Origin of the sequence: Bacillus sp. USDA818B3_A, assembly GCF_009928415.1 — a bacterium.
Lineage (GTDB): Bacteria > Bacillota > Bacilli > Bacillales > Cytobacillaceae > Neobacillus.
In genome coordinates, this window is sequence record NZ_JAABNN010000016.1 from 95,133 (window position 1) to 117,036 (window position 21,904).

The window sequence follows — 21,904 nt, forward strand, 5'->3', positions numbered from 1 at the left end:
AAGATTTAAGAATGTATGAGTTTAACACCGAAAAAGAAGCAAAAAAATTTCTCGAAAGTATTCAAGGTAATAAGATTCTTACACAGATTGTTTACTTTAATGATCCATGTTTCGATTTAGTAACTAATTGAATTCCTCTAAGTCCCGGGTAAATGACATTTAAATTTGTTGATGGAGTTGGTTGGTTTGGTAATGCAGTTATTACAAAAAACACAGACACTAATTCGTTATCAGAATCATAGTGGTAAAATATATTATGGAATTGTTGAGGATGATGAAATTTTACAATTGTCCAGTAATTTTACTGAAATTGTAAACAATGAATTAAATTATGATGGAATAAGAGTTAAATTTAGTGATGTGAAAATTTTGGAGCCTGTAGCACCCTCAAAAGTGATTAATTTCGGCTGGACGTATGCGGAACACGCAAAGGAGACTGGGGGAAAGGCAAATCTAAAAGAGCCATTTTTGTTTTTAAAGCCGACAACTTCATTGATTCCAAATGGCGGGGATATTATTCTTCCGTCAAGTGATTTAACAAATCAGGTGGAGATGGAAGGGGAAGTAGCACTCATTATCGGCAAGCGAGGCAAAAATATAAATGAAGAAGATGCATTGGATTATGTTTTTGGCTGTACGATATTTAATGACGTAACTGCAAGGGATCTTACAAAAAAGGATCCCCAGTTTACACGCGGTAAAGGTTTTGACACTTTTGGCCCATTGGGTCCGGGGATTGTGACAGGTATAGATCCCACCAATTTACGTATTGTTACCAAGTTAAACGGCAAAGTCGTTCAAGAGGGTAATACCAATCAGATGTCACTTTCCATACCTTTTCTAATTAGTTGGATTTCAAAAATTATGACACTTGAACCAGGTGATGTTTTGGCAACTGGTTCCCCTTCTGGCAGTTGTCCAATGAAATCAGGCGACTTCGTAACTGTGGAAGTAGAAAATATAGGTAAGCTAAGTAATTATGTAAAATAGTAAAAAAGTGATGAATGGGTGACTAATTTATATTTCATCAAGGAAAGGGAAATTTAAATTCACTGAAAGTAAATGTACATTACCTACAGTTTTTTAATTCTATAAGTATCCACTAAAATCTTAGCAGTTTTTGTCATTCTTAAATGATTATTTTTTTGGAAGTATTCTCAGTAAATTGATCATTATTAAAAAAACTATAAAATCAGACCTAAATTTTAAAAAACGCCTTCAAAATTTCTAATTTGAAGGCGTTTTTTGACGTTTTGACCCCCAAAAATGCCCTCAAATTAGAAAAATTGAAACTCGCTTTACCTTTCAAATCTCGATATTGTAAAGGTGCTGAAGATATAGGCTTTTTCATAAAGCCTCCCAATAGCACATGGTAATGAAAAGGTATCATAAGTATTTACATCCTTAAGAGCATTTTCTTCACATTTTATATCCAGAAGCAATTTTATTAAAAGAAAGGCAGTGGTTGATGATGGCCAGGTTTAGAATGGTGCGTACAGATTTTTGGAAGAATCCTCTTGTTTCGGAAGAGATGAGCGCTGAGGACAAATATTTTTATCTATATCTTCTGACGAATCCTGAGACAACTCAAATTGGAATCTATAAGATTACGAAAAAACAAATGGCCTTTGATTTGGGCTATTCGATTGAAAGTGTACATTCGTTAATGGAACGATTTATCACGCATCACAAGTTAATTCGTTACAATCCCGAAACAAGAGAACTCGCGATTAAATACTGGGGGAAAGATAATCTGCAAAAAGGCGGAAAACCGGTAATGGATTGTATTTTTTCAGAATTAAAGGATGTAGAAGATCGCTCACTGATTCAATATGTTTTGGAGCCGATTCAAAAACAGGAAATTCGCAGCCTATTTGAATCTTTTTGTGAACAAGAAGAGATCACTTTCGGCAGTGAAGCTAGCGTCCAAAATGAAAATGAAACAGATCTAGCTCTTACATATGGAGACGGAGACGATACGTTGACGACTCGTTATACGACAAGGGGGCAAAAAGAAAAAGAAGAAGAAGAAATAGAAAAAGAAAAACAACAACAAGAAGATCTTCCTCCATACATAGAGAAACATCCAAACCTAGTGAATCAGCAAAAAACAGAAGATGTGAAAGAAATCGTAGAGTTTTGGGACTGCAATGGTTTTGGCTTTTCAAATATCAATGCGAAACAGCAGCTATTAGCCTGGTTGGATGATTCCAGCTTCATGCAGCCGAAAGAAGTGATTTTAAAAGCGATGAATATTGCTTGTGCCAATAATAAGCGGAGGCTGAATTATGTGGTTGGGATTCTAAAAAACTGGGAAAATGAATCGTTACTGACGTTAGAGGAAATTGATTCGTTTCATGATAACAAAAAGTCGTTACCTAAACAGAAGCAGCCTATTCATTCTTTTCCGATCGGAAGACAAATTCCACGTGGATTTGAACTGGATCTAACAGCGGGTGAAGAGTGATGAGTGTAGTGGAGAAAGCATTCTTAGGGAGTTTGATGAAGGCAGAGTATTTACTCAAGGATACCGTGGTCCTGCCTGAACATCTTGAAAGTACACGGCATAAAGAATTAATGCGAAGAATGTTGGAATTAAACTGTGCGGGTAAGAATGTTGATTTGATCTCTTTGACCACCTTACCCGAGCTTGATTCATTCGGCGGCATGTCTTACCTGTCGGAACTGTTATCGTTTGCGGAACCTGAAAAATTTGAAGGAATGGAGAAGCTGATTCTTGACCAATGGAAGGAGCGGGAGAAGAAAAATATCTTGACGCTTGCTGCCTTAAATGATTGGGAGATTACTAGAGTAATTACCGAATTGGATAAAATCAACCAAATGAAGATGTCGGACCACACGTCATTACAACTAGCTTTGTCCCAAGTCTATGAGGCGCCATGGGAAGATCAAGCAACGCTCCATAGTGCCACCACGGGAATCAAAAAGCTCGACGAAGTGACGGGGGGCTTTCAGGATGGGGAAGTAACAATCCTTGCAGCCAGACCATCGATGGGGAAAACCGATGTGATGCTTCATTTTGCCAAAATGGCTGGTTGGGCAGGATACTTGCCGCTCGTATTTTCCCTGGAAATGCCGGAAAGGCTGATTACCACCCGATTAATCGCCTCAACAGGGGGCATTAACCGAGCAAAAATGCGGGATCCGAAAAGAATGCTCAGTCAAAGTCAAAAGGATCAATGGTCGGATGTCATTGGTGCTCTCAATGAAACCCATATTCAAATTTTCGATGGGGCAGGACAATCGGTTGCTGAAATAAGAGCGAAAACGCGGAAAATGATCAATCAATTTCCATCTAGGAAACCGATTATTTTTATCGATTATTTAACATTGATCCAATCAGGTCAAAGTTACGGAGGAAATTCCCACTTACAAGTCACTGAAATCTCTAAATCCCTGAAAACAATGGCGAAGGATTTTAATTGTCCGGTCATTTGTTTGGCGCAGCTTAATCGCTCCGTGGAATCAAGAGCCGATAAACGACCAATGATGTCTGACATTCGGGAATCGGGCAGTGTGGAACAAGATGCCGATGTCATTTTATTTTTATATCGGGAGTCCTATTATGACAAGGAAACGGACAATCATTCCCTTGAAATGATTATCTCGAAAAACCGAAATGGTCCAGTTGGAAGCATCATGATGAATTATAACGAGCATACAGGAAGAATTGAGGACCAAATGGAAACGAGTCCTACTTTTGCATAACTTTAAACTAATCTTTTATTACTATAACCGCTTTAGCTAAAATATCTAATCTAGAGGTGTTATTTCATGTTGGTGAAAGATCTTTACCTATATAGTTTACAATATGAAGAATCATCATTGGCCCATTACATATACCATTTATTAGCAGAGAAGAAGATTTCGTTAGATGACGACGAATCCCAATTAGACTTAGGTCAAGCCAATCATCAAAAGGTAGCAGAAATGATTGAAAAAAATGTTTTAGGTTTTCATAAGATTCGTGTTTACTCATTAAAGATGAGACCGAAGGAATTCGTGTTTATTTTTGCTATAAACGAGCAAGAGGCTATCCAGTTCTATATTAAAATCTTTCAGCAAAAACCCATGAATTGTCATGAATCTTTGTTAGATTTCGATTTTACCAGAGGAAATGGTTCGGTTTCATTTCGGGAGATGAGGAAGGAATTTGAGAGTTTTCCGGCTGTAGCGGGGTATTTTAGGAGATGAGGTAATTGGGGGTGGATTCTTGAGCAAAAAATACCTTGAAATAAAAGGTAGAATAGATCAATTAGTATATGATAATGGGGATTGTCAGTAAAAAGTCGTATAATTTAAACAAAAAGTCGTAAAAGTGAAAATCGAAAGTCGTAATTATGGTATTTTATATGAATCTATTTCTTTTATACTAGAGATACAGATGTTTGAAAATTCTAAAAACGAAACAAGTTCAGGCGTTTGTACATATCTGTTAATAATAAAAGGGGGAAAATGAATGAAAAAGAAAGCGTTAACATTATTTCTGATGGTGATCATGGCAGTTTCAGTAGTTTTATCAGGCTGTTCCTCGAAGGAAAGCAGCGGCTCGGCTAGTGGAGGAGATTCTAAGGACAAGCCATATGAAATCACAATGGCCTATATGTATTTTACCAAAATTGATGACCTTCCTGCAGTACAGGCCGAAATTAACAAAATCACCAAGAAGAAAATTAACGCAACTGTAAAACTTATGCCAATTGAAGCTGCAGCTTGGCAGCAGCAATCAACCCTACTATTAACAGGTAATGAAAAAGTGGATCTTATGTTGGCAATGGGAACTAGCGGCTACTCTTTGCCAGCGACAAAAGGACAGTTTCTTCCTCTAGATGATTTACTAAAGAAATATGGAAAGGGCATTACAGATGCTGTTCCAGAGCATGTACTTGAAGGGGCTAAGATCGATGGCAAAATTTACGGAGTTCCAAGTATAAGAGACTTCGCAGCCAATTATGGATTTGTTATGCGAAAGGATATTGTAGACAAATACCATATCGATCTATCCCAAATAAAATCTTTTGAAGATTTAACCAATGTCTTCAAAACTGTAAAAGAAAACGAACCTGGCATGGCACCAATTGCTAACACCGGAACATTTAACCAACCTGCAATGGTTATCGACGGTGGAAACTTTGATTATCTTGGTGACTCTTTAGGTGCAGTATCCTTTAAAGAAAAAAAGGTTGTCAATTTATTTGAACAGCCAGAGTATGTTAAAGCTGTGGACCTTGCAAGGCAATGGTATCAAGCAGGATATACCTTGAAAAATGCAGCAAACATTACCGATGCGACCGTATCTATGGTTAAATCAGGTAAAGGCTTTGGTTACTTCTCGCATATGAAGCCAGGCTTTGCTCTACAAGAATCTGCAATGACGGGGCATGAAATGGTAGCGGTTACCTTTACAAAACCATATTCTTACACGGATGCTGCAATCGGACTTAACTTGGCAATCACAAGAAATAGCCAAAATCCGGAAAAAGCAATGCAATTTTTGAACCTACTGTATACTGACAAAGATATTGTGAACCTGTTAACGAATGGTATTGAGGGTAAGCACTACCAAGTTACCTCCGATGGAACGGTAAAATTACCAGATGGAGTAAAAGAATCAAAATATGTATTCAATCAGTGGGAACTTGGAAACAACACTTTGTCTCATGTTTGGCAAGGCAATCTGGTGAATTATTGGGATGAATTGGTTAAATTTAATGATTCAGCAGTCATTTCTCCGGCATTTGGTTTCCAGTTTAATCCTGATCCGGTGAAAACAGAAATTGCAGCAACTACAAACGTTATCAATCAGTACAAAGCGGCACTAGAAGCTGGCGCCTTAGATCCTGATAAGACTTTCCAAGTATTTAATAAAAAACTAAAAGCAGCGGGCCTTGATAAAATCATTGCTGAAAAGCAAAAGCAATTTGATGAGTGGAAAAAGAATAATTAACTAGAAAGAGAAGAGAGCTAGTGAGAATCTAGTTCTCTTTTTTTCGGCTACATATTTTTCTCAAAAGTCGAAAAACAAAAAAATGAAACGCAATCAGAACTCGAAAAAATCCAAATAGAATACTTTTCACAAAAAAAGAGTGGGGGTCAGGCCCCCACTTTTAGCATAACCAGCATATAAACTGAAGATAGAATGGTTATTATGGCAATCATTATTTTTAACCGATGAATAGGAACCCTTGTGGAAAGGCGAGCACCCGTAATAATTCCTATAATCGTACCTAGTAAACTAGCAGTAATTAACATGGAGGTGGTACTCATATCGGCATGAGCGAAATATCCGAAAATCGACGGAATGGCAATGACGACTGAATTTAAAAGACTGACCCCCACCGAAGTCCGAATATTGATTCCAAGACTAGCTAGTAATGGGACTAATAAAATCGGACCGCCTGCTCCTGTTAATGCGCAAATGACTGCTGTTATAAACCCAAGTAGCATAACTATAACAGAATGATTCAATAGAGGTGATCGATTTATTTTTGTATTTTCATTGTTTTTCTTAAGTAGAATGGATATTCCAGCCAGCAGAACAAAGATATAGAGAAGAAGCCTTGCTAGAAAATCAGAAATTAACACATTGATTTGAACGCCCAAAAACGCACCTGGAAGGCTGCCGATACTCAAAAAAATGGCAAGTTTCAAATCCATGTTTTTTGATTTCCAATAGGAATAGGCTCCAATCAGACCTGAGACTGCAAAGGATAAGAAACTCAGTGCAAGGGAATCATGCACGGGCATTGCTAAAAAACCTACGTATATTAACGGTAAAAGAAACCCGGAAATTCCGGACATACCTAATAAAACACCAATAATCAAATTGGAACACAAGACAATACTAAATGTGAACATGTATAGACCTCAATTATTCCTAACCCATAAGCTGAAGCAGGGTTATATATTTGCTCGAATAGAAAGCTCCTTCATGGCAAGCTTACTTTCATAGATGATCTTTTCTTCATCCAGTGTAAGTACTTCTCTGTTTTTCATTACGATTTTTCCATCGACAATACTATCGGTTATGTCATTACTGTTCACCGATTCAATCAGCGTGTTGATGAAGTTATGTGTCGGCTGAATATGAGGCTGATCGATGTTAACCAAGATCATATCGGCTTTTTTCCCAATCTCCAGTGTCCCTAATTGATCCTCTCGGAGCATTGCTTTGGCTCCGCCCATTGTGGCCATCTCTAAGATGCTCTTAGAAGGCATGACAACAGGGTCAAAAATAGGCACTCCCAAAAAGGCTCTCATTAAAGATTTAAACACTTTCATCTGATCAAATAAACTTAATCCTGAGTGGCCGGCTCCATCCGTCCCTAGACCAACACTGATCCCTTTTTGCAGCAAGCTAGGTGTTTTCGGAATGCCTTTCCCTGAATTACTAATCGGACAGTGAACTACTTTACTATTATATTCCTTAATGATATCCATTTCATTTTCAGAAAGCAGAATACTATGGGCCCCCAAGAAATTTTGATCCAAGACACCGATGGATTCGAGATATTCATAGGGGCGCATTTGGAAATTCTCCAAGCAATAACTAATTTCATTTGGATATTCGTTCATATGAGTTTGTACACCCGTGGAACATTCTTTTGCTGTTTCAAAAACTTTCTGAATTAAATCAGGTGTACACGTAATAATCGATCGGAGGGAAAACCAAACATCTAATCTTCCATTCCCAGCGCGATGAAAATCATTATACAATTGGAGATTTTGCTTAATATTTTCCTCTGTACTTGATTTCATCGTGTCAGGTATATCCTTACCGCTATCCATTGTGGAACAAGTAATCACCCCGCGCAGACCGGATTCCAAAACGGACTTTGCAACCCGATGCATGTGTCTTCCACCGGCATCGATGAAGCTGGTTGTTCCAGATTTAATCATCTCCAGACAGCTTAACTGTGAGCTTATATAGACATCTTTTTCCTGGAGGTTGCTTTCAAATGGTACCATGATCCGTGTCCAGATCATCGGGTATTCATCCGCGATTCTTCCGCGAAGTAGCTGCTGGCAAGTATGGGTATGTGCATCAATCAAGCCGGGCATTACTAGCTTGCCCTTCCCATCTAATGTTTCTTGTGTTGTATAAATAGTAGAAAGGAAGGCAGCATTGCCTATATCGATGATGTTTTGGTTCTTTATCACAATCGATTGCTCATCGATTACACTGAAATCAGAGGTTAAGATCGAACAGTTTTTAATCATTAAATCTGCGTGACACTTTCGATTTTCCATGGTGTTCCTCCTTAGATGACTAACATAGAAACAGGGGGGCAGCCGCCTCCCTTTATCCTGTAGATTTTTAGAACGAATCTGCCGCATTGGTTAAGTTCAGAAATATCTCTGCAAAAATGGCTTGCACAAGGAATGTACCTGTAAAAACCAACAGGGCAACGATGACCATTTTCCAGCTTTGGCTGATAAAGGTTTTAAAATTAAGGCCAATTCCAGCAAGGGTCCCTACGATGGTGATGGGAGCCATAAAGGAGATTTTCGCTGTGTAATCAATGATCGGCTGGGATACGGGTGAAATCGGACTTGCCACCAGTACTCCTGTCAGAACCACATAAACAATGGCAGGGATTTTTAAGGGAATGATTTTTCCTAAAAAGATACCGACAAAAGCGATTGCGGATAAAATCAATACCCCAGGAATGGATTCTGCAATGGACATATGATTTCCAACCAGGTTTGCCAAAAGGGTTGTCACAACGGACGTTAGTAAAAGGGAAACGGTCCAATCACGCATATTCATTGTCATATTAATTGCCCACCTTCATCGTTGTTGTTTGTTTAATTGCTCGTGTTTGTTTTGGGCTGATTCTAGGTTCTAACCAGTAATACAGTTTCTTTGTTATAGGCAGTGAAATAAATAAAGTAAAGTAAATCCCAATAATGGCGGACAACATATCACTTGCACCTGCTAGCATGACAATCTGGTCAGCGTAATGAGGATAGATGGCTGCGAGTGTGCTAGAAGCTGCTGCCATCATGACACCACTGCCGACGCCGCTGGCCATTGCGAGTGCTAATGGATGAAAAATATTCGTTGCGGCAACGATACTTGCCAAAAATCCGATATAAATGGTACCGATAATAAATCCGATGATGTAAATGGATAGGGCTCCTCTTGCTTCTGGTGAATTGGCCCCGTATAGATGACAAATCAATCCGTAATCCTTATCGCGGCATGTGGAACTTGTTGCACCAATCGCTTCTTTTTTGATCCCAAGCAGTAAGGCAACTGGTAAGGCAAGCAAAATCGTTCCGACATGGCCAAGTTCTTGAAAGGCTAAGGCTGGGCCAACATCGACTAGCTTTGGAAGGTTCGAACCAGCCAGCACGCCAACTTTTGCCATGAATGGGGTAATGGCAACGAGAACAAGCGATGAGGCTTTTTTCGTTTCCTTTTCTTTGAAAAATTTGAAAAGATCAGGTCCCAGTAAGACACTTATGACAATCGCGAAGAGCATTGGATAGACAATAATTAAAGCAGAACCTGCTTGAAGCTTTTTCATTCCTATCAGTTCAGCAATGAGGACGATGACGAAAGCAGCTAAATATAAGCGATAATTCTCTTTTATTTTTCCTACAATCGACTGACGTTGATCTGTGTTGTTATTCATTCTCTTTTTCCTCTCCTTGTGAATTTTTCTTTTAAATTTTTTCGTATAAATAGGTAGAACTCTAGTTATTTTAACTAGAGTTTGACATTCGGAAAAAACAAAAAACGAGGAATAGACTGAATAAAGCAAGTGATTCGTTCAGTGCTAAAACTTATCGTTTTCTGTCATTCCCCATAGTCAAACTATTTACGGTAGTTTGGTAGAGACTTTTGGACCGTATTTCCAAATTTATACGAAGAATTATAAAAGACGAATATTAAATTTATATTTTTAAAAAACGTTCGTGTATTTATAATTTATATCAATTTTTTTAGAAAGTCAAAGCGTTTTTAATAATTATTTACGAAATATAAGAGTGGGATTGGTTGAATGGATAGAAGGGGAAGGCAAATCAACATCCCAAACAAAAAAGCTATAAAATCAACTAACATTGCAATCAACGCCTTATAAATTCAAATTTGAAGGCGTTGATTGATGTCGAAAAATCTTAACGATCTAATGTCGGTAGTAGAAGAACGTAGTGATCAAAATATTTGGAGAGAGTGTTCCGGGTGTTTAAAAAATAAACGGATTAGCGTAATAAAATATGGTTTTGTTTCTAAAACCCTTAAAGAATTAGTTGAGACTCCCTTTAGAAAGACGGGAGTTTTTTTAGTGACAGATATAAGGAAGCATGAAAAAATAGTACTATTTTTAAAATTTGAAACTTTTCTATTTTTTAGCCGTATTATTTGTCAGTATGAGATAAAAAGAGGGGGAGAAACATGGGTGTATTTCTTGTATTAATTGGTTTTTTAGGTATTATTGTTTTTATTATTATGGCTATAGTAAGTGCATTTAGGAGAACAGGAAAAGGTAAGAAGAGACTTTCACTTGCAGCAGGATGTTTTGTTGTGATGCTTATTGGAGGGTTTTTAATCCCAGATAATGCAAAAACAACTGCCTCGGAAACTAAAGTAGAAGAGAAAAAAGAAAAGTCTGATGAAAAAGCTTCTGAGGCTAAAAAGGAAGCAGAAGCTAAGGCAAAGGCAGAGGCAGAAGCAAAAGCAGAAGCTAAAGCAAAGGCAGAAGCAGAAGCTAAAGTAAAGGCAGAAGCAGAAGCTAAAGCAAAGGCAGAGGCGGAAGCTAAAGCAAAGGCAGAGGCGGAAGCTAAAGCAAAGGCAGAAGCAGAAGCTAAAGCAAAGGCAGAAGCAGAAGCTAAAGCAAAGGCAGAGGCGGAAGCTAAAGCAGAGGCAGAAGCAAAAGCACAAGCACAAGCGGAGGTTGAAGCTAAGGCGGAGGCATCAACTACTTCAAGTGGAGGGGCAGAGATCTTTGCCAATTGCACTGAGTTAAGAACAAAATATCCAAATGGCGTACCTTCAAATCATCCAGCTTATCAATCTAAAATGGATAGAGATAATGATAATTATGCTTGTGAGAGGTAATGCTTTATCTTTTTAGTATACTTATCAGGTATTTAATTTAAGGAATAAAATTAGCCCCTCTCAAATAATGAGAAGGGCTAATTTATTTGAAAAGGCATCCTACAGAAAATGTTTGCAAAAGTTAAAAGTCCCGGCTTAAAATATAGAGCTTTATATCAGTTGCTATTTGCTATTTTTATTTGCAAACAATCCTCCAATCTTTTGACAACTATATAATGTAGCAGCTCTTTTTTTAAATAGAAAAAAAGATATCTTTCTATTTAAAACTTAACAGTGATTTTGTGGTTTGTGATTTAATGGAAATGAAAAAAACTCCGACAAAGATATTATGAACTAGCTAACGAATAGTTTTGAAGGTAAGAACTACCAAGCTACCTCCGATGGAATGATTAAATTACCGTATTGTAGAAAAGAATCGAATATGTATTTAATCAGAGGGAACTTGGAAACAATGGTTTGACACATATTTGGCAAGGAAATTTAATGATTCAGCGGTTATTTCTCCGACATTTGGTTTCCAGTTTAATCCTGATCCGGTGAAAACAGAAATTGCTGCAAGTACAAACGTTATCAATCAGTACAAAGCTCCACTTGAAGCCGGCACCTTAGATCTTGATAAGGCTTTACCAGAATTTAATAAAAAACTAAAACCAGCGGGCACTGACAAAATCATCGCTAAAAAGCAAAAGCAATTTGATGAGTGGAAAAAGAATAAATAACTAAAGTGAGAAGAGAGCTAGCGAGAATTTTTCTAGTTCTCTTTTTTATGGCAGCATATTTTAATTAAGTGTTTAATTAAAACTGAAGTGTTAAAATAAGGTAATAAAAGTATCGCGGTATTATTTTAAATGGAACAAGGAGAGTAAATTAAATGAAAGAGATTCAAAAAAAGATTCTATCTTTCCGGGATGAAAGAGATTGGAAAAAGTATCACAGTGAAAAAGACTTGGCGATTTCTATCTCTCTTGAAGCAAGTGAGCTGCTCGAGAACTTTCAATGGAAGACCTCTGAAGAGGCACTAGCTGAATCAAGAGAGAATATTAAAGATGAAATAGCTGATATCTTCATTTATCTAATCCAGTTGGCAGATAAAATGGAAATTAATCTTGAAGAAGAAGTCGCAAGAAAGTTGATTAAAAACGCAGAGAAATACCCAGTTAAAAAACAGGAGGAAACGGTCAAGTGATTATTTATAATGAGACATCGTCCGCCTTTTTAAATCATATTTACGAAAATAAAATTGGTTATGTATTGAAGGAAAAAGTATTAAGTAAAATGAATAAAGTCGTTTCAAGTAGTGAATTACAATCTTGGGAGCGATCTCTTCCGCAAATGGCAAAGGTGCTGCGTGATGCTGACTTAAAAGAGGACACACATGTTTTATTAGAATATAAACTGCCTTCAACAGAGAAAAGGATCGACTTTCTGATTACCGGACAGGATGACAAAGGTACAAAAAATGCGGTCATCATTGAATTAAAGCAGTGGCAAAAGGCAAAGGCTGCAGATGGGGACGGAATTGTTCGAACTTTCTTGGGGGGAAGAGAAAGAGAAACCGTTCATCCTGCATACCAAGCATCTTCGTATAAACGATACCTTCAAAATTTTAACGAGTCTTTGTATACTGATACTTCAATAAAACTTCACTCATGCGCCTATTTACATAATTATATTATGGCTAGTATTGGAGAGCCGCTGCTTGACAAACGATATAACAAATACGTTGAAGAATCTCCCTTGTATTTTCAATTCAATGATCGAGATCTAGCTAAGAATATCCGGCATTTAGTGTCAAAAGGAAATGGTAAAGAAATAGCCGATACGATTGAGAACGGTAAAATCCGTCCTTCAAAAAAATTAGTAGAGACTGTTGGATCACTAATTGCTGGTAATGAAGAATTTGTGTTGCTAGATGAACAAAAGGTTGCTTATGAAAAAGTGGTAAGCCTTTATAACCAAATAAAAACACAGACAGACCAAAAGCATGTGATTATTATTAAAGGTGGTCCAGGTACTGGTAAATCGGTTATTGGATTAAATTTAATGAGCCATATGTTAAATTCGAGGGCGAATGTAGAGTATATAACTCCAAATCAGGCATTTCGTGAAGTGCTTCGCAAGAAGTTAATAGGTAGATCTGGACATGTTGAAGTTAGGGATTTGTTTAAAGGTTCTGCTTCCTACGTACAAACACCTGAAAACTATTTTGATGTCCTTATTTGTGACGAAGCACATCGGTTAAAAGAACATGGTCATATGAAGAAGAAAATTGAGGGAGAGAATCAAATCACACAGATAATTCGATCCTCTCGTATAAGCGTGTTTTTTATTGATGATTTTCAAAAAATCTCCAAAAAAGATATCGGCAGCGTAAATGCAGTTGAAAAGGAAGCCTCAAGGTTTGGTTCGAACGTTCACACAGTTGAGCTAGAGTCTCAATACCGATGCTCAGGTTCAGGGAATTACATTTCATGGTTAGATAACCTATTACATAATGAAGAAGAAATTTTTCCACTGGAAGGGGATTTTGATTTTAGAGTTGTTTCAAGTCCCCATGAATTAAAGGAGGAAATCGTCGATAAACGCGGCGGCAGACTATTAGCCGGGTACGCGTGGGATTGGACAAAAGATCTTGTTGATGGAAAGCTTGCGAACGATGTTGTAATCGAGAAACATAACTTTGCCTTGCCGTGGAATGATCCGAATCGAATTGACTGGGCTATACATCCGGAATGTGCAAATCAAATAGGCTGCATTCATACAGTTCAGGGACTTGAGATGGATTATGTTGGTGTGATTATAGGAAATGACCTTGGTTTTGACGATGAAACCCAAAAGATCATTGTAAGAAGAGAGGAGTTTAAAGATAAAGGGGCAAGACCTGCGAAGCCTAAGAAAGGCCAAGTGGATCCTTTAGATGAACTAGTAAGAAACACGTATAAAACGTTGATGACTAGGGGGATGAAGGGGTGTTATGTTTATTGTTGTGATAAAGGATTATCAGAATATATGCATGAATATCTTTAATTAAGATAATTAATTGTTCCCAGACTCCACACATGTGGAGTCTGGGAGTAAAAGTAGCTTGTGAGTAGATATACTGCTTTACAGGTCAAATCATTTACATATCCATTTAGAGTAGATTATACGTATTAAACTAAAAAAATGCTATTCAATTGAAATAATTAATTAAAGTATGATACAAATTGGATATGACATTTGATACAGGTATAATTTCTTAGACTAAAATGGTATATATTGTATGAAATTAAAATGGGGTGTTTTCATGTCACAAAATACAATAAAACAAGAGTTAAAAAACTTAAAAAAAAAAGCTGAACAAAATCGGCAAATGCATTTCAGTATTAGCAAAACAACAAATATGCTACACAAATCCCTCCATACCGTAGCTTTAATTGGTTCTTCAATCACAGCTATCCTTACTTTTGCAGAATTCAGTACTTTTATCCCTTGGTTCCCGTGGTTAACTGATGAAAATTATAAATTAATTATTGGTCTTTTTGCTGGTTTAATTTTTACAATCACCATCTTAGAGGAGTATCTTGGATTAGGACAAAAATCTGCAATTCACGAAAGTATTGGAAAACAACTAACAACATTTATTCGAACAGCTAGTAACCTTGAAACTTATAATACTCTTTCGCAAACTGATTTAGATCAGGCAGTAGGTGAATATAGCTCAATAAATGAAAGTGCACCTATAATTCCGGAAAGAGTGTTCCTCAGAGAAAAACAACGTCTATATATAAAAATTGATATCAGTAAAAAACTTGAACAAACTCCCCATATGTCAATACGCCTATACCTTATTAAAATGAAATTAAAACAACTTTTTTCATCAGACGATACTCAAAATCGAAATAGGGAGAATCAAAATGACTAAAGAAAACTCTGATTGTTCAGTATTAATATTACTGAGTGGAGGAATCGATTCTACAGCATTAGTACAATATCACATTTCTCAAGGAGAAAAAGTTGAAGCTGTCTTTTTTGATTACGGACAAAAAAGCTGTAAACAAGAGTTTTTATCTGCCAAAAACATAAGTGATTATTACGATATAAAGCTACATCATAAAGAACTAGGGTTTAAACTTTGTGATAACAATGGTGAATATTATTGTCGTAACGGTCTTCTCGTTTTAGCTGGATGTAGTTTTTTAAAAAAACCTACATCACTAATTTCAATTGGTATACATTCAGGTTCCCCTTTCTATGATTCTTCTCCGTCTTTTATTAGAAACACCCAGACTATTCTTGATGGTTATTTTGGGGGAATAACAAGATTAATAGCTCCATTTCTTGATTATTCTAAAAGTCAGGTTTATGAGTATGCTATTCAAAATCAAGTTCCTTTTCAGTTAACTTATAGCTGCGAATCAGGACAAGTCTACCCCTGTGGACGATGTCCTTCATGTATTGATAGGAGGTTATTATGTGAATCAAAGTTATGCGAAAATTCGAATCATAAAAAAAATAGATTATAATACACCTATTCTCGTACCATCATTTTCAAGTAAAGGATTCCCCCAAGTTAAACAGTTACATAGTTACCTAAAAGGAAAACTAACTGAGGCATCCCTTATAAGTACATATGACATGTATTATGGTTACTTAGACCCCGACCAAATTTATGAATCTGATATTTTAATTGTAGACAGTGGGGGGTATGAGAGAAATCAAGATCATGACATTTCTGATATTTACAATTCTTTATATTTAGCAAAGGAATGGAATGTAAATTTGTATGATAATCAGGTTAGTACGGTACACCCTGTTACAGATATATTATTGGTTAATTATGATTATCAAGAAGCATATCCACTTAAAGAGCAGGTTCAATTGGCACAAATACATTTTGAGAAATATCCTGATTTTGCATCTGATTTTTTGTGCAAACCTACTTCAAATAATGAATTCTTTATAAATGTAGATAATTTAATCCTAAATATTAATCTTCTTTCTTATTTTGATGTTATTGGGTTTACAGAAAAGGAACTTGGAAATTCGATATATGAACGTGCGTCAAGTATTTATAGAATCCGCAAGGCTTTAACGGAAGCAGGGTTAGATACACCTATACATATTTTTGGATGTATTGATCCTTTGTCAATCGTATTATATTTTTTATGTGGTGCTGATATTTTTGATGGCTTATCTTGGTTACGGTTCTCTTTTAAGGAAGGTAGTCCAACATATCTAAATCACCATGCAATAAATTATGGGCTCTGGGATAGGCCAGATAATGAGGTAAAGATAATTGGATATTTAGAAAATCTAGAAGTGCTATCTCAGTTAAAAAAACAATTAATTGCATTTGCTCAATCCTCTGATTGGGAAGTTCTACATTTAGAATCAAGAGGAATTAAAGAGATTAAACGTATTCTTGCAAGGATTACATATATCTATGAATAAAGGAGGCAATTAAATGGGAGGTAGTGGTGGTGGTTATACTATTCCATCTAAAACACTTAGTCAATTAGAAAAAGAAAAACAAGAAAGGATAAACCAAGAAAAACTTGAATCAGATATAAATCAGCTTATTAAAGGGTTATTTCAAGAGATAAATGATCGTGATGTTGAAGTAATCAATCGCCATTTGGAAACAATTAAAAGTGCTCTCGAAAAAGATATGGAGGGTTTTGTTGACCTGAAATTTGGGGGTTCAATAACTAAAAATACCTATTCAACAGGAATAAGTGATGTTGATATGTTGGTCCAAATTAATAATAGTGATTTAGCAACAGCAAATCCAATTGAGGCTTTACAGCGATTTAAAGAACAGTTACATAGGAGATTACCTAAAACAGATGTAAAAATTGGAAAACTAGCTGTAACTGTTAAGTTCGCATCTGGCCATGAAATTCAATTGCTTCCAAGCATCAAAACTGAAACAGGCTATAGGATACCACTACCTGGAGAGAACAAATGGAGTAATGTAATAAAACCAAGTAAATTTGCCGAGAAATTAACAAATGTTAATAAATCTAATGGAAATAAGGTAGTGCCAATTATCAAGTTAATAAAAAATATTAATGCTACTTTACCTAAACAAAGACAATTATCCGGATATCACTTGGAGTCTCTTGCAATAGATGCTTTTAATAATCCAGCTAATTCTCCAAGAACATTTAAAGGAATGATTGAGCATTTTTGTCGTCATGCTGAAAGTGCCGTCTTAAAACCAATTACTGATAGCACCGGTCAATCTGTACATGTAGATACATACCTAGGTAAAGCAAACAGCACTGAACGTCAACGTGCAAGTAATACATTTAAACAATTACTAAAAAAAATGAATCAAGCAAACTCTTTGGATACATGGAAAGAAATTCTTGGCAGAAAGTGAATAAGAAGAAATAATATTTTATATAACAAAAATTATAAAGTATTGTCATATTGTCAATAAGCCTTAGTTTCTGATTGATAGAGGGTTTTTCTGTTAACAATGCCATTGCTACATACTTAAAGTTCCGTCCTTTCTTGGTTACTCTAGTGGTCGTAAGATACCTTATGTTTGTTTAATTATACCTAGTTTTGAGCCAATCTCAAGAGGATAAATTAGAAATAATGTTGCTCATAGATTTACAAAAAGTTACTTTTATTCTAAAGATAGATCGTGATTCATGCTCTTGTTCAAGTATGTGCAAGATATAAAGAAATATTCAATAAAAGGAACTATTATACCGTTTTTGTATGACTGTTCGTTTGAATAGGTATTTTTATTGTTTGGATTTTAAAGGTTAAGTGTATTTTGCTATAGTAATTGTAACTTTAATAAATTAGTACTTAAGAATAATAATATAAATACGATTAAAAAATTCCTACGGTTGTTTTAATGAAACCTCCATTAAAACGCTAGTAGTTATGTAAACAATATTTTATCATTAGAATAAGTATTTGATTACTAAAGATATTATATGTTAATGGAGAAGGAGACATGAAATTGAATTTTGAGTGTGAAAAGGTTACAAGTATCGAAACATATCTACATCAGCTACCAGAGTTGAATGAAAAGCTAAAAGGCAATATCTTCTATAGGGGGCAAAGTAGGGTTTCCTATAATTTAACCCCTTCTGTATTTAGAGATGGTTTATGGCAGGAGGAGCAAAATATATATACACAGATTATGACGGAATGTGCACATGAATTTGAAGATTGTATTCTTCATAATGAAAAATTATCTAAGATGCAACATTATGGTGTGCCGACACGATTACTTGATGTAACAACGAATGCTTTAGTGGCTTTATATTTTGCCTGTGAGAGAAATGAGGATGAAGATGGTGCTGTATTTGTAATTAAAACGGATAATTCAAAAATAAAACAGTATGATAGCGATGCGATATCTATAATATCTTCTCTCCCAAGATTTAAATATGAGGAAAAGGAAGCAATATTGGATTTGGCAATAAGTGCACAATTAGAAAGTCAAATGAATTCAGCTGATGAAACCATTAAAAAGTTTAATGAGAATAAAATTATAAAAAGGCTTTTGCATGAAATAAAAAAAGAAAAGCCTGCCTTTGAAAATATTATTAATCCGGAGGACATATTGACTAATTATTTTTTTCTTCCGCGCAAAGTTAATGCACGTATTATTAGGCAAAGCGGAGCTTTTATAATATTCGGGTTAAAAGATAGAGAAATAGAAATCAAAGACCCGTTTTCTCCGCAGCATAATCATAAATCTTACAAAATAATTGTTGGAAAAGAATATAAGAAATCAATAATTAATCAACTGTCGATTTTTGGAATAACTAAAGCAACATTACATCCTGAGTTATATAAAGTTGCAGAATTTATAAAAGATAAATATCATTTGAGTAATTGATTAAAATATTTTTTAGGTATTATACTTCTTAAATAAAGCCAAATATTTATGCAATTCTTTCAAAATGTAATAAGAGAAAGGTACTAAAGTTGGTTAAAAAGTAGTAACCCATCATATTCCTTACACATGACCGCAGGTGGATTGCTTAGAATGGCTCGACATGGAGTATGAGAAGAGAAGAGATGTATATTTTAAACGTTTTGAATTGCATCATCACATTATCAGAAAGGGAAGGATAATAAAAGGATTCACTGAAAGCCCTCTTTTCTGAGGGTTTTTTAGTTCGTAAAAGTTGGTTGCCACAAATGATTTTTTAAATTTCTAGATATAAATTACTATAAACATGTACATAAAAATGCTAATATATTTAATATATAGAAAATTTTTAAAAATACTTACTGAGGGGAGACTTTAGTAACAAATATTTTCAATACAGAACTATATAGACCCATTTATTTCATAATACTATACCAAAAACAGTAAGTTTTTTGTCTGTATTTTCTGGAATGGTTCTTTAAAGAATTCTGAATAAGAATTTAGATTTAAAAAATTGTGAAAAGGAGTTATATATGGGGAGATTCAAGTATCAAATCGACATAAATTTAATTGATTCAAAACAACCAGAAAAAATATTATATGAAGGAACATCTTTCAACGAAAACGGGAAATCCGATGACATATCAATTACTAATAAGAAAATTCAATTAATATGTGAACGGAGTAGTGAAAAAGAATTATCTAAAATACTTACAGACTATAACAGTACAATAAATATTCAATTGTCTAAAGCAATATCGTTTCTATCTGCGATAAATGAAGAGATAACTACCATTGAAAGTATAGTAATAAAAAAATATGATAGGGGGATATTTAAAGATTCTTATGAGCACGTAAGCATTAACCAACCAGTTCCAAAACAGATTCAAAAAGAATTGTTATTTAATAAAGATACCTTAGACGTTCTTTTTGATGGTAGTAAGAAATCATTTACTATTCTTATAGCAATTTCCTATTGGATAAAGGCTGTTACAGCTCAACAACCTGGAGAGTGTTATGATAGACTATGGACAGGGTTCAATAGTTTATATTCTTATTTAAGTCCTACAAAAAATAGGGAAATTGATAAACTTGCTGAAGTAAGAAACTTTATATTAAATAATGAAAGCTTCTTTCAAACTTCCACAAATATATTTGACACTTTTGATGATAAAAAAATAAGAGAACTTCAGTGGAGAAACTTGATATTAAACGATCATGAAAATTATAATAATACAGAGTCTTTCTATTTTTTTATTAAAAGATATACTGACTTTCGAATTAATCAAGTATTTAAGCAGACACTTGTTTATAGAAAGGACTTTTTAGCTTCACATAATTTATTGAATGACACAGTAAATCATATAGAGAACAATATTAAAATGGGAAATAAAAAAAACAGTGAACTTCTTGCATTTTATACCCTAAAATATGCCTACTTTATTAGAAATAAATATTTTCATGGGGAAAAGATAGATCCCACCTTTCATTTAGTGAAAAATGATGACATTAATGAGTTGGATCTTATTAATAACATTTTAACAATTTTTTTAAAAGAACTAATCTCGTGTAATAAATATTACTAAAATTATTTTTGAAAGATGTGGGAAACTGTCTCTCGACCAATTGAAACTCTCAAAAGATTTACCTTTGAAGAACATTAATCAGTTTGTATTTGCTAAAGGTTCAATGGGAAAAATATATCCACCATACCTTTCTATAAGAATAGAAAAATTGATTATCGATAATAAAAAAAGTATTTCTGACTTTTTATCTACACTCTCACAAAGAAATTGCTCAGGAGGAAATTTGGATGGCAGACACAAAATATTAAAACCATCCAAACAATTGCCGTACTTTGAGAATCTGCAAAAGGATGGAAGAAAGAACTCAATCCACTTAGCTGAATGGTCGGCTGAACACAAATATGGCAACCGTGACTGGTCCGAGAATATGAGAAAACGGATTACGTTTTCTAAAGGTAAATTAAGCTAATGTATTTGTCAATATTAATTTGAGCCAGAGTGATCACTTCATTCTGTGTTATTTCTATATTTGGTAGAGAATTGGGAGTTTAGGGTATCTTGCCCCGAGGGGCAAGATACCCTAAACTTTTCGTGCTCCAGCTTACTGGTCGCCTTCTTCTCTTTGTTTCATACTTTGTCTAAATCTTTATGATTCTCCATTAAGGAGGAGGATATGGGCCCTGTGGGTTAGTCGATCTAGAAGAGCAGCGGTCATCTTTTCATCTCCGAATATTGAGGCCCATTCAGTAAATTCTAGATTCGTAGTTATCATTGTATTTGGCAAGCTAAAAATGCATGTAACGGCAGCTAAAAATGTAACCACTCGCCAACTTTTTTTAGTTTTGTAATAATGATTCTTTATAGCGATGACTGTCGCCGTTAAATACAACCAGATGAGAATGGTGGATCAGTCGGTCAATGACTGCCTCTGTCAAGATTGGATCACCGAAAACGTGGTTCCATTGACCGAACTGCAGGTTGGTGGTAATAATGATGCTTTTTGCCTCATAACACATCGAAATGACTTGGAATAATAGCTCTCCACCTTGTTTATGCAATGGGATATATCCCAGTTCATCTAGGATCAGTAAATCCAGCTTTTCAATTTGCTTAAATAATTTGGGTAAACTTCCTTTTTCGTTCGCCTCAAGAAGCTTATTTACTAATCCTGCAACTGTAAAGAACTTAACGGACTTGCCAAACTTATGTATGGCATTTAAACCAATCAAAGTGGCTAAGTAGGTCTTTCCTGCACCTACTCCTCCATAGAAAATGTTATTCTCCTGCTTTTCTATGAATTCTCCATTCAACAGATACTCCTTTGTCATTCCTGCCGGAATTTGAACCTCGCTCCAGTCAAACGGCTTTCCTTTCACTTTCGGAAGCGTAGCCTGGTTTAAC

General features: G+C 35.3%; 23 protein-coding genes and 1 riboswitch. Of the genes, 17 read left to right on the plus strand and 6 right to left on the minus strand.

What is annotated here, in order from left to right; translation table 11 throughout:
* Positions 1–192 precede the first annotated feature (192 nt).
* The 5 genes from GXK58_RS20285 (at position 193) to GXK58_RS20305 (ending at position 5,968) form a co-directional block, all read left to right on the plus strand.
* The gene (locus GXK58_RS20285; protein ID WP_160724996.1) at positions 193–990 is read left to right on the plus strand and encodes a fumarylacetoacetate hydrolase family protein; all 798 of its coding nucleotides are present in this window, start codon (positions 193–195) and stop codon (positions 988–990) included.
* 481 nt (positions 991–1,471) lie between these two features.
* Positions 1,472–2,467 (plus strand): DnaD domain protein, encoded by a 996-nt coding sequence (locus GXK58_RS20290; protein ID WP_442862493.1) that lies wholly within the window; start codon positions 1,472–1,474, stop codon positions 2,465–2,467.
* The gene (locus GXK58_RS20295) at positions 2,467–3,729 is read left to right on the plus strand and encodes a replicative DNA helicase (RefSeq protein WP_160724997.1); all 1,263 of its coding nucleotides are present in this window, start codon (positions 2,467–2,469) and stop codon (positions 3,727–3,729) included. Before GXK58_RS20290 ends, GXK58_RS20295 begins: the two co-directional genes overlap by 1 nt.
* 66 nt (positions 3,730–3,795) lie before the next feature.
* Positions 3,796–4,215 carry a hypothetical protein gene (locus tag GXK58_RS20300; RefSeq protein ID WP_160724998.1) on the plus strand — a complete coding sequence of 140 codons (420 nt, stop codon included), beginning with the start codon at positions 3,796–3,798 and terminating at the stop codon, positions 4,213–4,215.
* A gap of 265 nt (positions 4,216–4,480) precedes the next feature.
* Entirely contained in the window at positions 4,481–5,968 is a 1,488-nt protein-coding gene (locus GXK58_RS20305) for an ABC transporter substrate-binding protein (RefSeq protein ID WP_160724999.1), read from the plus strand.
* A 146-nt stretch (positions 5,969–6,114) separates the two neighbouring features.
* On the opposite strand, the gene GXK58_RS20310 is transcribed toward GXK58_RS20305, so the two are convergent.
* The 4 genes from GXK58_RS20310 to GXK58_RS20325 all read right to left on the minus strand — a co-directional run bounded on the left by GXK58_RS20310 (position 6,115) and on the right by GXK58_RS20325 (position 9,662).
* A complete protein-coding gene (locus tag GXK58_RS20310; protein WP_160725000.1) occupies positions 6,115–6,879 on the minus strand; it encodes a sulfite exporter TauE/SafE family protein in 765 nt (254 codons plus the stop codon).
* Positions 6,880–6,921: 42 nt separating this feature from the next.
* Positions 6,922–8,271 (minus strand): amidohydrolase, encoded by a 1,350-nt coding sequence (locus GXK58_RS20315; RefSeq protein ID WP_160725001.1) that lies wholly within the window; start codon positions 8,269–8,271, stop codon positions 6,922–6,924.
* A 67-nt stretch (positions 8,272–8,338) separates the two neighbouring features.
* Positions 8,339–8,797 carry a hypothetical protein gene (locus tag GXK58_RS20320; protein WP_160725002.1) on the minus strand — a complete coding sequence of 153 codons (459 nt, stop codon included), beginning with the start codon at positions 8,795–8,797 and terminating at the stop codon, positions 8,339–8,341.
* Between the two features lies 1 nt (position 8,798).
* A complete protein-coding gene (locus tag GXK58_RS20325) occupies positions 8,799–9,662 on the minus strand; it encodes a DUF3100 domain-containing protein (protein ID WP_160725003.1) in 864 nt (287 codons plus the stop codon).
* Positions 9,663–9,816: 154 nt separating this feature from the next.
* Positions 9,817–9,918: riboswitch (purine riboswitch) on the minus strand.
* 218 nt (positions 9,919–10,136) lie between these two features.
* Between GXK58_RS20325 and GXK58_RS20330 the strand changes: the two genes are divergently transcribed.
* The 12 genes from GXK58_RS20330 (at position 10,137) to GXK58_RS20385 (ending at position 20,972) form a co-directional block, all read left to right on the plus strand.
* A complete protein-coding gene (locus tag GXK58_RS20330) occupies positions 10,137–10,448 on the plus strand; it encodes a hypothetical protein (protein ID WP_160725004.1) in 312 nt (103 codons plus the stop codon).
* Between the two features lie 110 nt (positions 10,449–10,558).
* Positions 10,559–11,089: a cell envelope integrity protein TolA gene (gene tolA, locus GXK58_RS27575; protein ID WP_160725026.1), complete on the plus strand. Its 531-nt coding sequence runs from the start codon at positions 10,559–10,561 to the stop codon at positions 11,087–11,089.
* Between the two features lie 467 nt (positions 11,090–11,556).
* Positions 11,557–11,808, plus strand: a complete 252-nt coding sequence (locus GXK58_RS20340) for a DUF3502 domain-containing protein (protein ID WP_160725005.1) — start codon at positions 11,557–11,559, stop codon at positions 11,806–11,808.
* 152 nt (positions 11,809–11,960) lie between these two features.
* On the plus strand, positions 11,961–12,275 hold the full coding sequence (locus tag GXK58_RS20345; RefSeq protein ID WP_160725006.1) for a nucleotide pyrophosphohydrolase: 315 nt from the start codon (positions 11,961–11,963) through the stop codon (positions 12,273–12,275).
* A complete protein-coding gene (locus tag GXK58_RS20350) occupies positions 12,272–14,116 on the plus strand; it encodes a DUF2075 domain-containing protein (RefSeq protein ID WP_160725007.1) in 1,845 nt (614 codons plus the stop codon). The genes GXK58_RS20345 and GXK58_RS20350 overlap by 4 nt, the downstream gene beginning before the upstream one ends.
* Before the next feature lie 259 nt (positions 14,117–14,375).
* Positions 14,376–14,993, plus strand: coding sequence for a hypothetical protein (locus GXK58_RS20355; RefSeq protein WP_160725008.1), 618 nt, complete (start codon positions 14,376–14,378; stop codon positions 14,991–14,993).
* On the plus strand, positions 14,986–15,594 hold the full coding sequence (locus GXK58_RS20360) for a 7-cyano-7-deazaguanine synthase (RefSeq protein WP_160725009.1): 609 nt from the start codon (positions 14,986–14,988) through the stop codon (positions 15,592–15,594). The genes GXK58_RS20355 and GXK58_RS20360 overlap by 8 nt, the downstream gene beginning before the upstream one ends.
* Positions 15,545–16,522: a hypothetical protein gene (locus GXK58_RS20365; protein ID WP_160725010.1), complete on the plus strand. Its 978-nt coding sequence runs from the start codon at positions 15,545–15,547 to the stop codon at positions 16,520–16,522. Before GXK58_RS20360 ends, GXK58_RS20365 begins: the two co-directional genes overlap by 50 nt.
* A 13-nt stretch (positions 16,523–16,535) precedes the next feature.
* Complete coding sequence (locus GXK58_RS20370) at positions 16,536–17,456, plus strand: CBASS oligonucleotide cyclase (RefSeq protein WP_160725011.1); 921 nt, start codon at positions 16,536–16,538, stop codon at positions 17,454–17,456.
* A 591-nt stretch (positions 17,457–18,047) separates the two neighbouring features.
* On the plus strand, positions 18,048–18,941 hold the full coding sequence (locus GXK58_RS20375) for an FRG domain-containing protein (RefSeq protein ID WP_160725012.1): 894 nt from the start codon (positions 18,048–18,050) through the stop codon (positions 18,939–18,941).
* 569 nt (positions 18,942–19,510) lie between these two features.
* Positions 19,511–20,563: a hypothetical protein gene (locus GXK58_RS20380; RefSeq protein ID WP_160725013.1), complete on the plus strand. Its 1,053-nt coding sequence runs from the start codon at positions 19,511–19,513 to the stop codon at positions 20,561–20,563.
* A gap of 223 nt (positions 20,564–20,786) precedes the next feature.
* Positions 20,787–20,972 (plus strand): hypothetical protein, encoded by a 186-nt coding sequence (locus tag GXK58_RS20385; protein WP_160725014.1) that lies wholly within the window; start codon positions 20,787–20,789, stop codon positions 20,970–20,972.
* 177 nt (positions 20,973–21,149) lie between these two features.
* On the opposite strand, the gene GXK58_RS20390 is transcribed toward GXK58_RS20385, so the two are convergent.
* On the minus strand, positions 21,150–21,326 hold the full coding sequence (locus tag GXK58_RS20390) for an ATP-binding protein (protein ID WP_272928168.1): 177 nt from the start codon (positions 21,324–21,326) through the stop codon (positions 21,150–21,152).
* Positions 21,327–21,339: 13 nt separating this feature from the next.
* On the minus strand, positions 21,340–21,904 hold a 565-nt coding region (locus GXK58_RS20395), incomplete at its 5' end, for an ATP-binding protein (protein WP_160725015.1).

Bases quoted from the DNA above. Each gene is read 5' to 3' on its own strand.
- GXK58_RS20345 (WP_160725006.1), top strand. From the start codon at position 11,961: ATGAAAGAGATTCAAAAAAAGATTCTATCTTTCCGGGATGAAAGAGAT.
- GXK58_RS20380 (WP_160725013.1), top strand. From the start codon at position 19,511: ATGGGGAGATTCAAGTATCAAATCGACATAAATTTAATTGATTCAAAA.
- GXK58_RS20300 (WP_160724998.1), top strand. From the start codon at position 3,796: ATGTTGGTGAAAGATCTTTACCTATATAGTTTACAATATGAAGAATCA.
- GXK58_RS20360 (WP_160725009.1), top strand. From the start codon at position 14,986: ATGACTAAAGAAAACTCTGATTGTTCAGTATTAATATTACTGAGTGGA.
- GXK58_RS20355 (WP_160725008.1), top strand. From the start codon at position 14,376: ATGTCACAAAATACAATAAAACAAGAGTTAAAAAACTTAAAAAAAAAA.
- GXK58_RS20330 (WP_160725004.1), top strand. From the start codon at position 10,137: ATGTCGAAAAATCTTAACGATCTAATGTCGGTAGTAGAAGAACGTAGT.
- GXK58_RS20290 (WP_442862493.1), top strand. From the start codon at position 1,472: ATGGCCAGGTTTAGAATGGTGCGTACAGATTTTTGGAAGAATCCTCTT.
- GXK58_RS20370 (WP_160725011.1), top strand. From the start codon at position 16,536: ATGGGAGGTAGTGGTGGTGGTTATACTATTCCATCTAAAACACTTAGT.
- GXK58_RS20315 (WP_160725001.1), bottom strand. From the start codon at position 8,271: ATGGAAAATCGAAAGTGTCACGCAGATTTAATGATTAAAAACTGTTCG.
- GXK58_RS20305 (WP_160724999.1), top strand. From the start codon at position 4,481: ATGAAAAAGAAAGCGTTAACATTATTTCTGATGGTGATCATGGCAGTT.
- GXK58_RS20310 (WP_160725000.1), bottom strand. From the start codon at position 6,879: ATGTTCACATTTAGTATTGTCTTGTGTTCCAATTTGATTATTGGTGTT.
- GXK58_RS20295 (WP_160724997.1), top strand. From the start codon at position 2,467: ATGAGTGTAGTGGAGAAAGCATTCTTAGGGAGTTTGATGAAGGCAGAG.
- GXK58_RS20285 (WP_160724996.1), top strand. From the start codon at position 193: ATGCAGTTATTACAAAAAACACAGACACTAATTCGTTATCAGAATCAT.
- GXK58_RS20325 (WP_160725003.1), bottom strand. From the start codon at position 9,662: ATGAATAACAACACAGATCAACGTCAGTCGATTGTAGGAAAAATAAAA.
- tolA (WP_160725026.1), top strand. From the start codon at position 10,559: ATGCTTATTGGAGGGTTTTTAATCCCAGATAATGCAAAAACAACTGCC.
- GXK58_RS20375 (WP_160725012.1), top strand. From the start codon at position 18,048: ATGAAATTGAATTTTGAGTGTGAAAAGGTTACAAGTATCGAAACATAT.
- GXK58_RS20320 (WP_160725002.1), bottom strand. From the start codon at position 8,797: ATGACAATGAATATGCGTGATTGGACCGTTTCCCTTTTACTAACGTCC.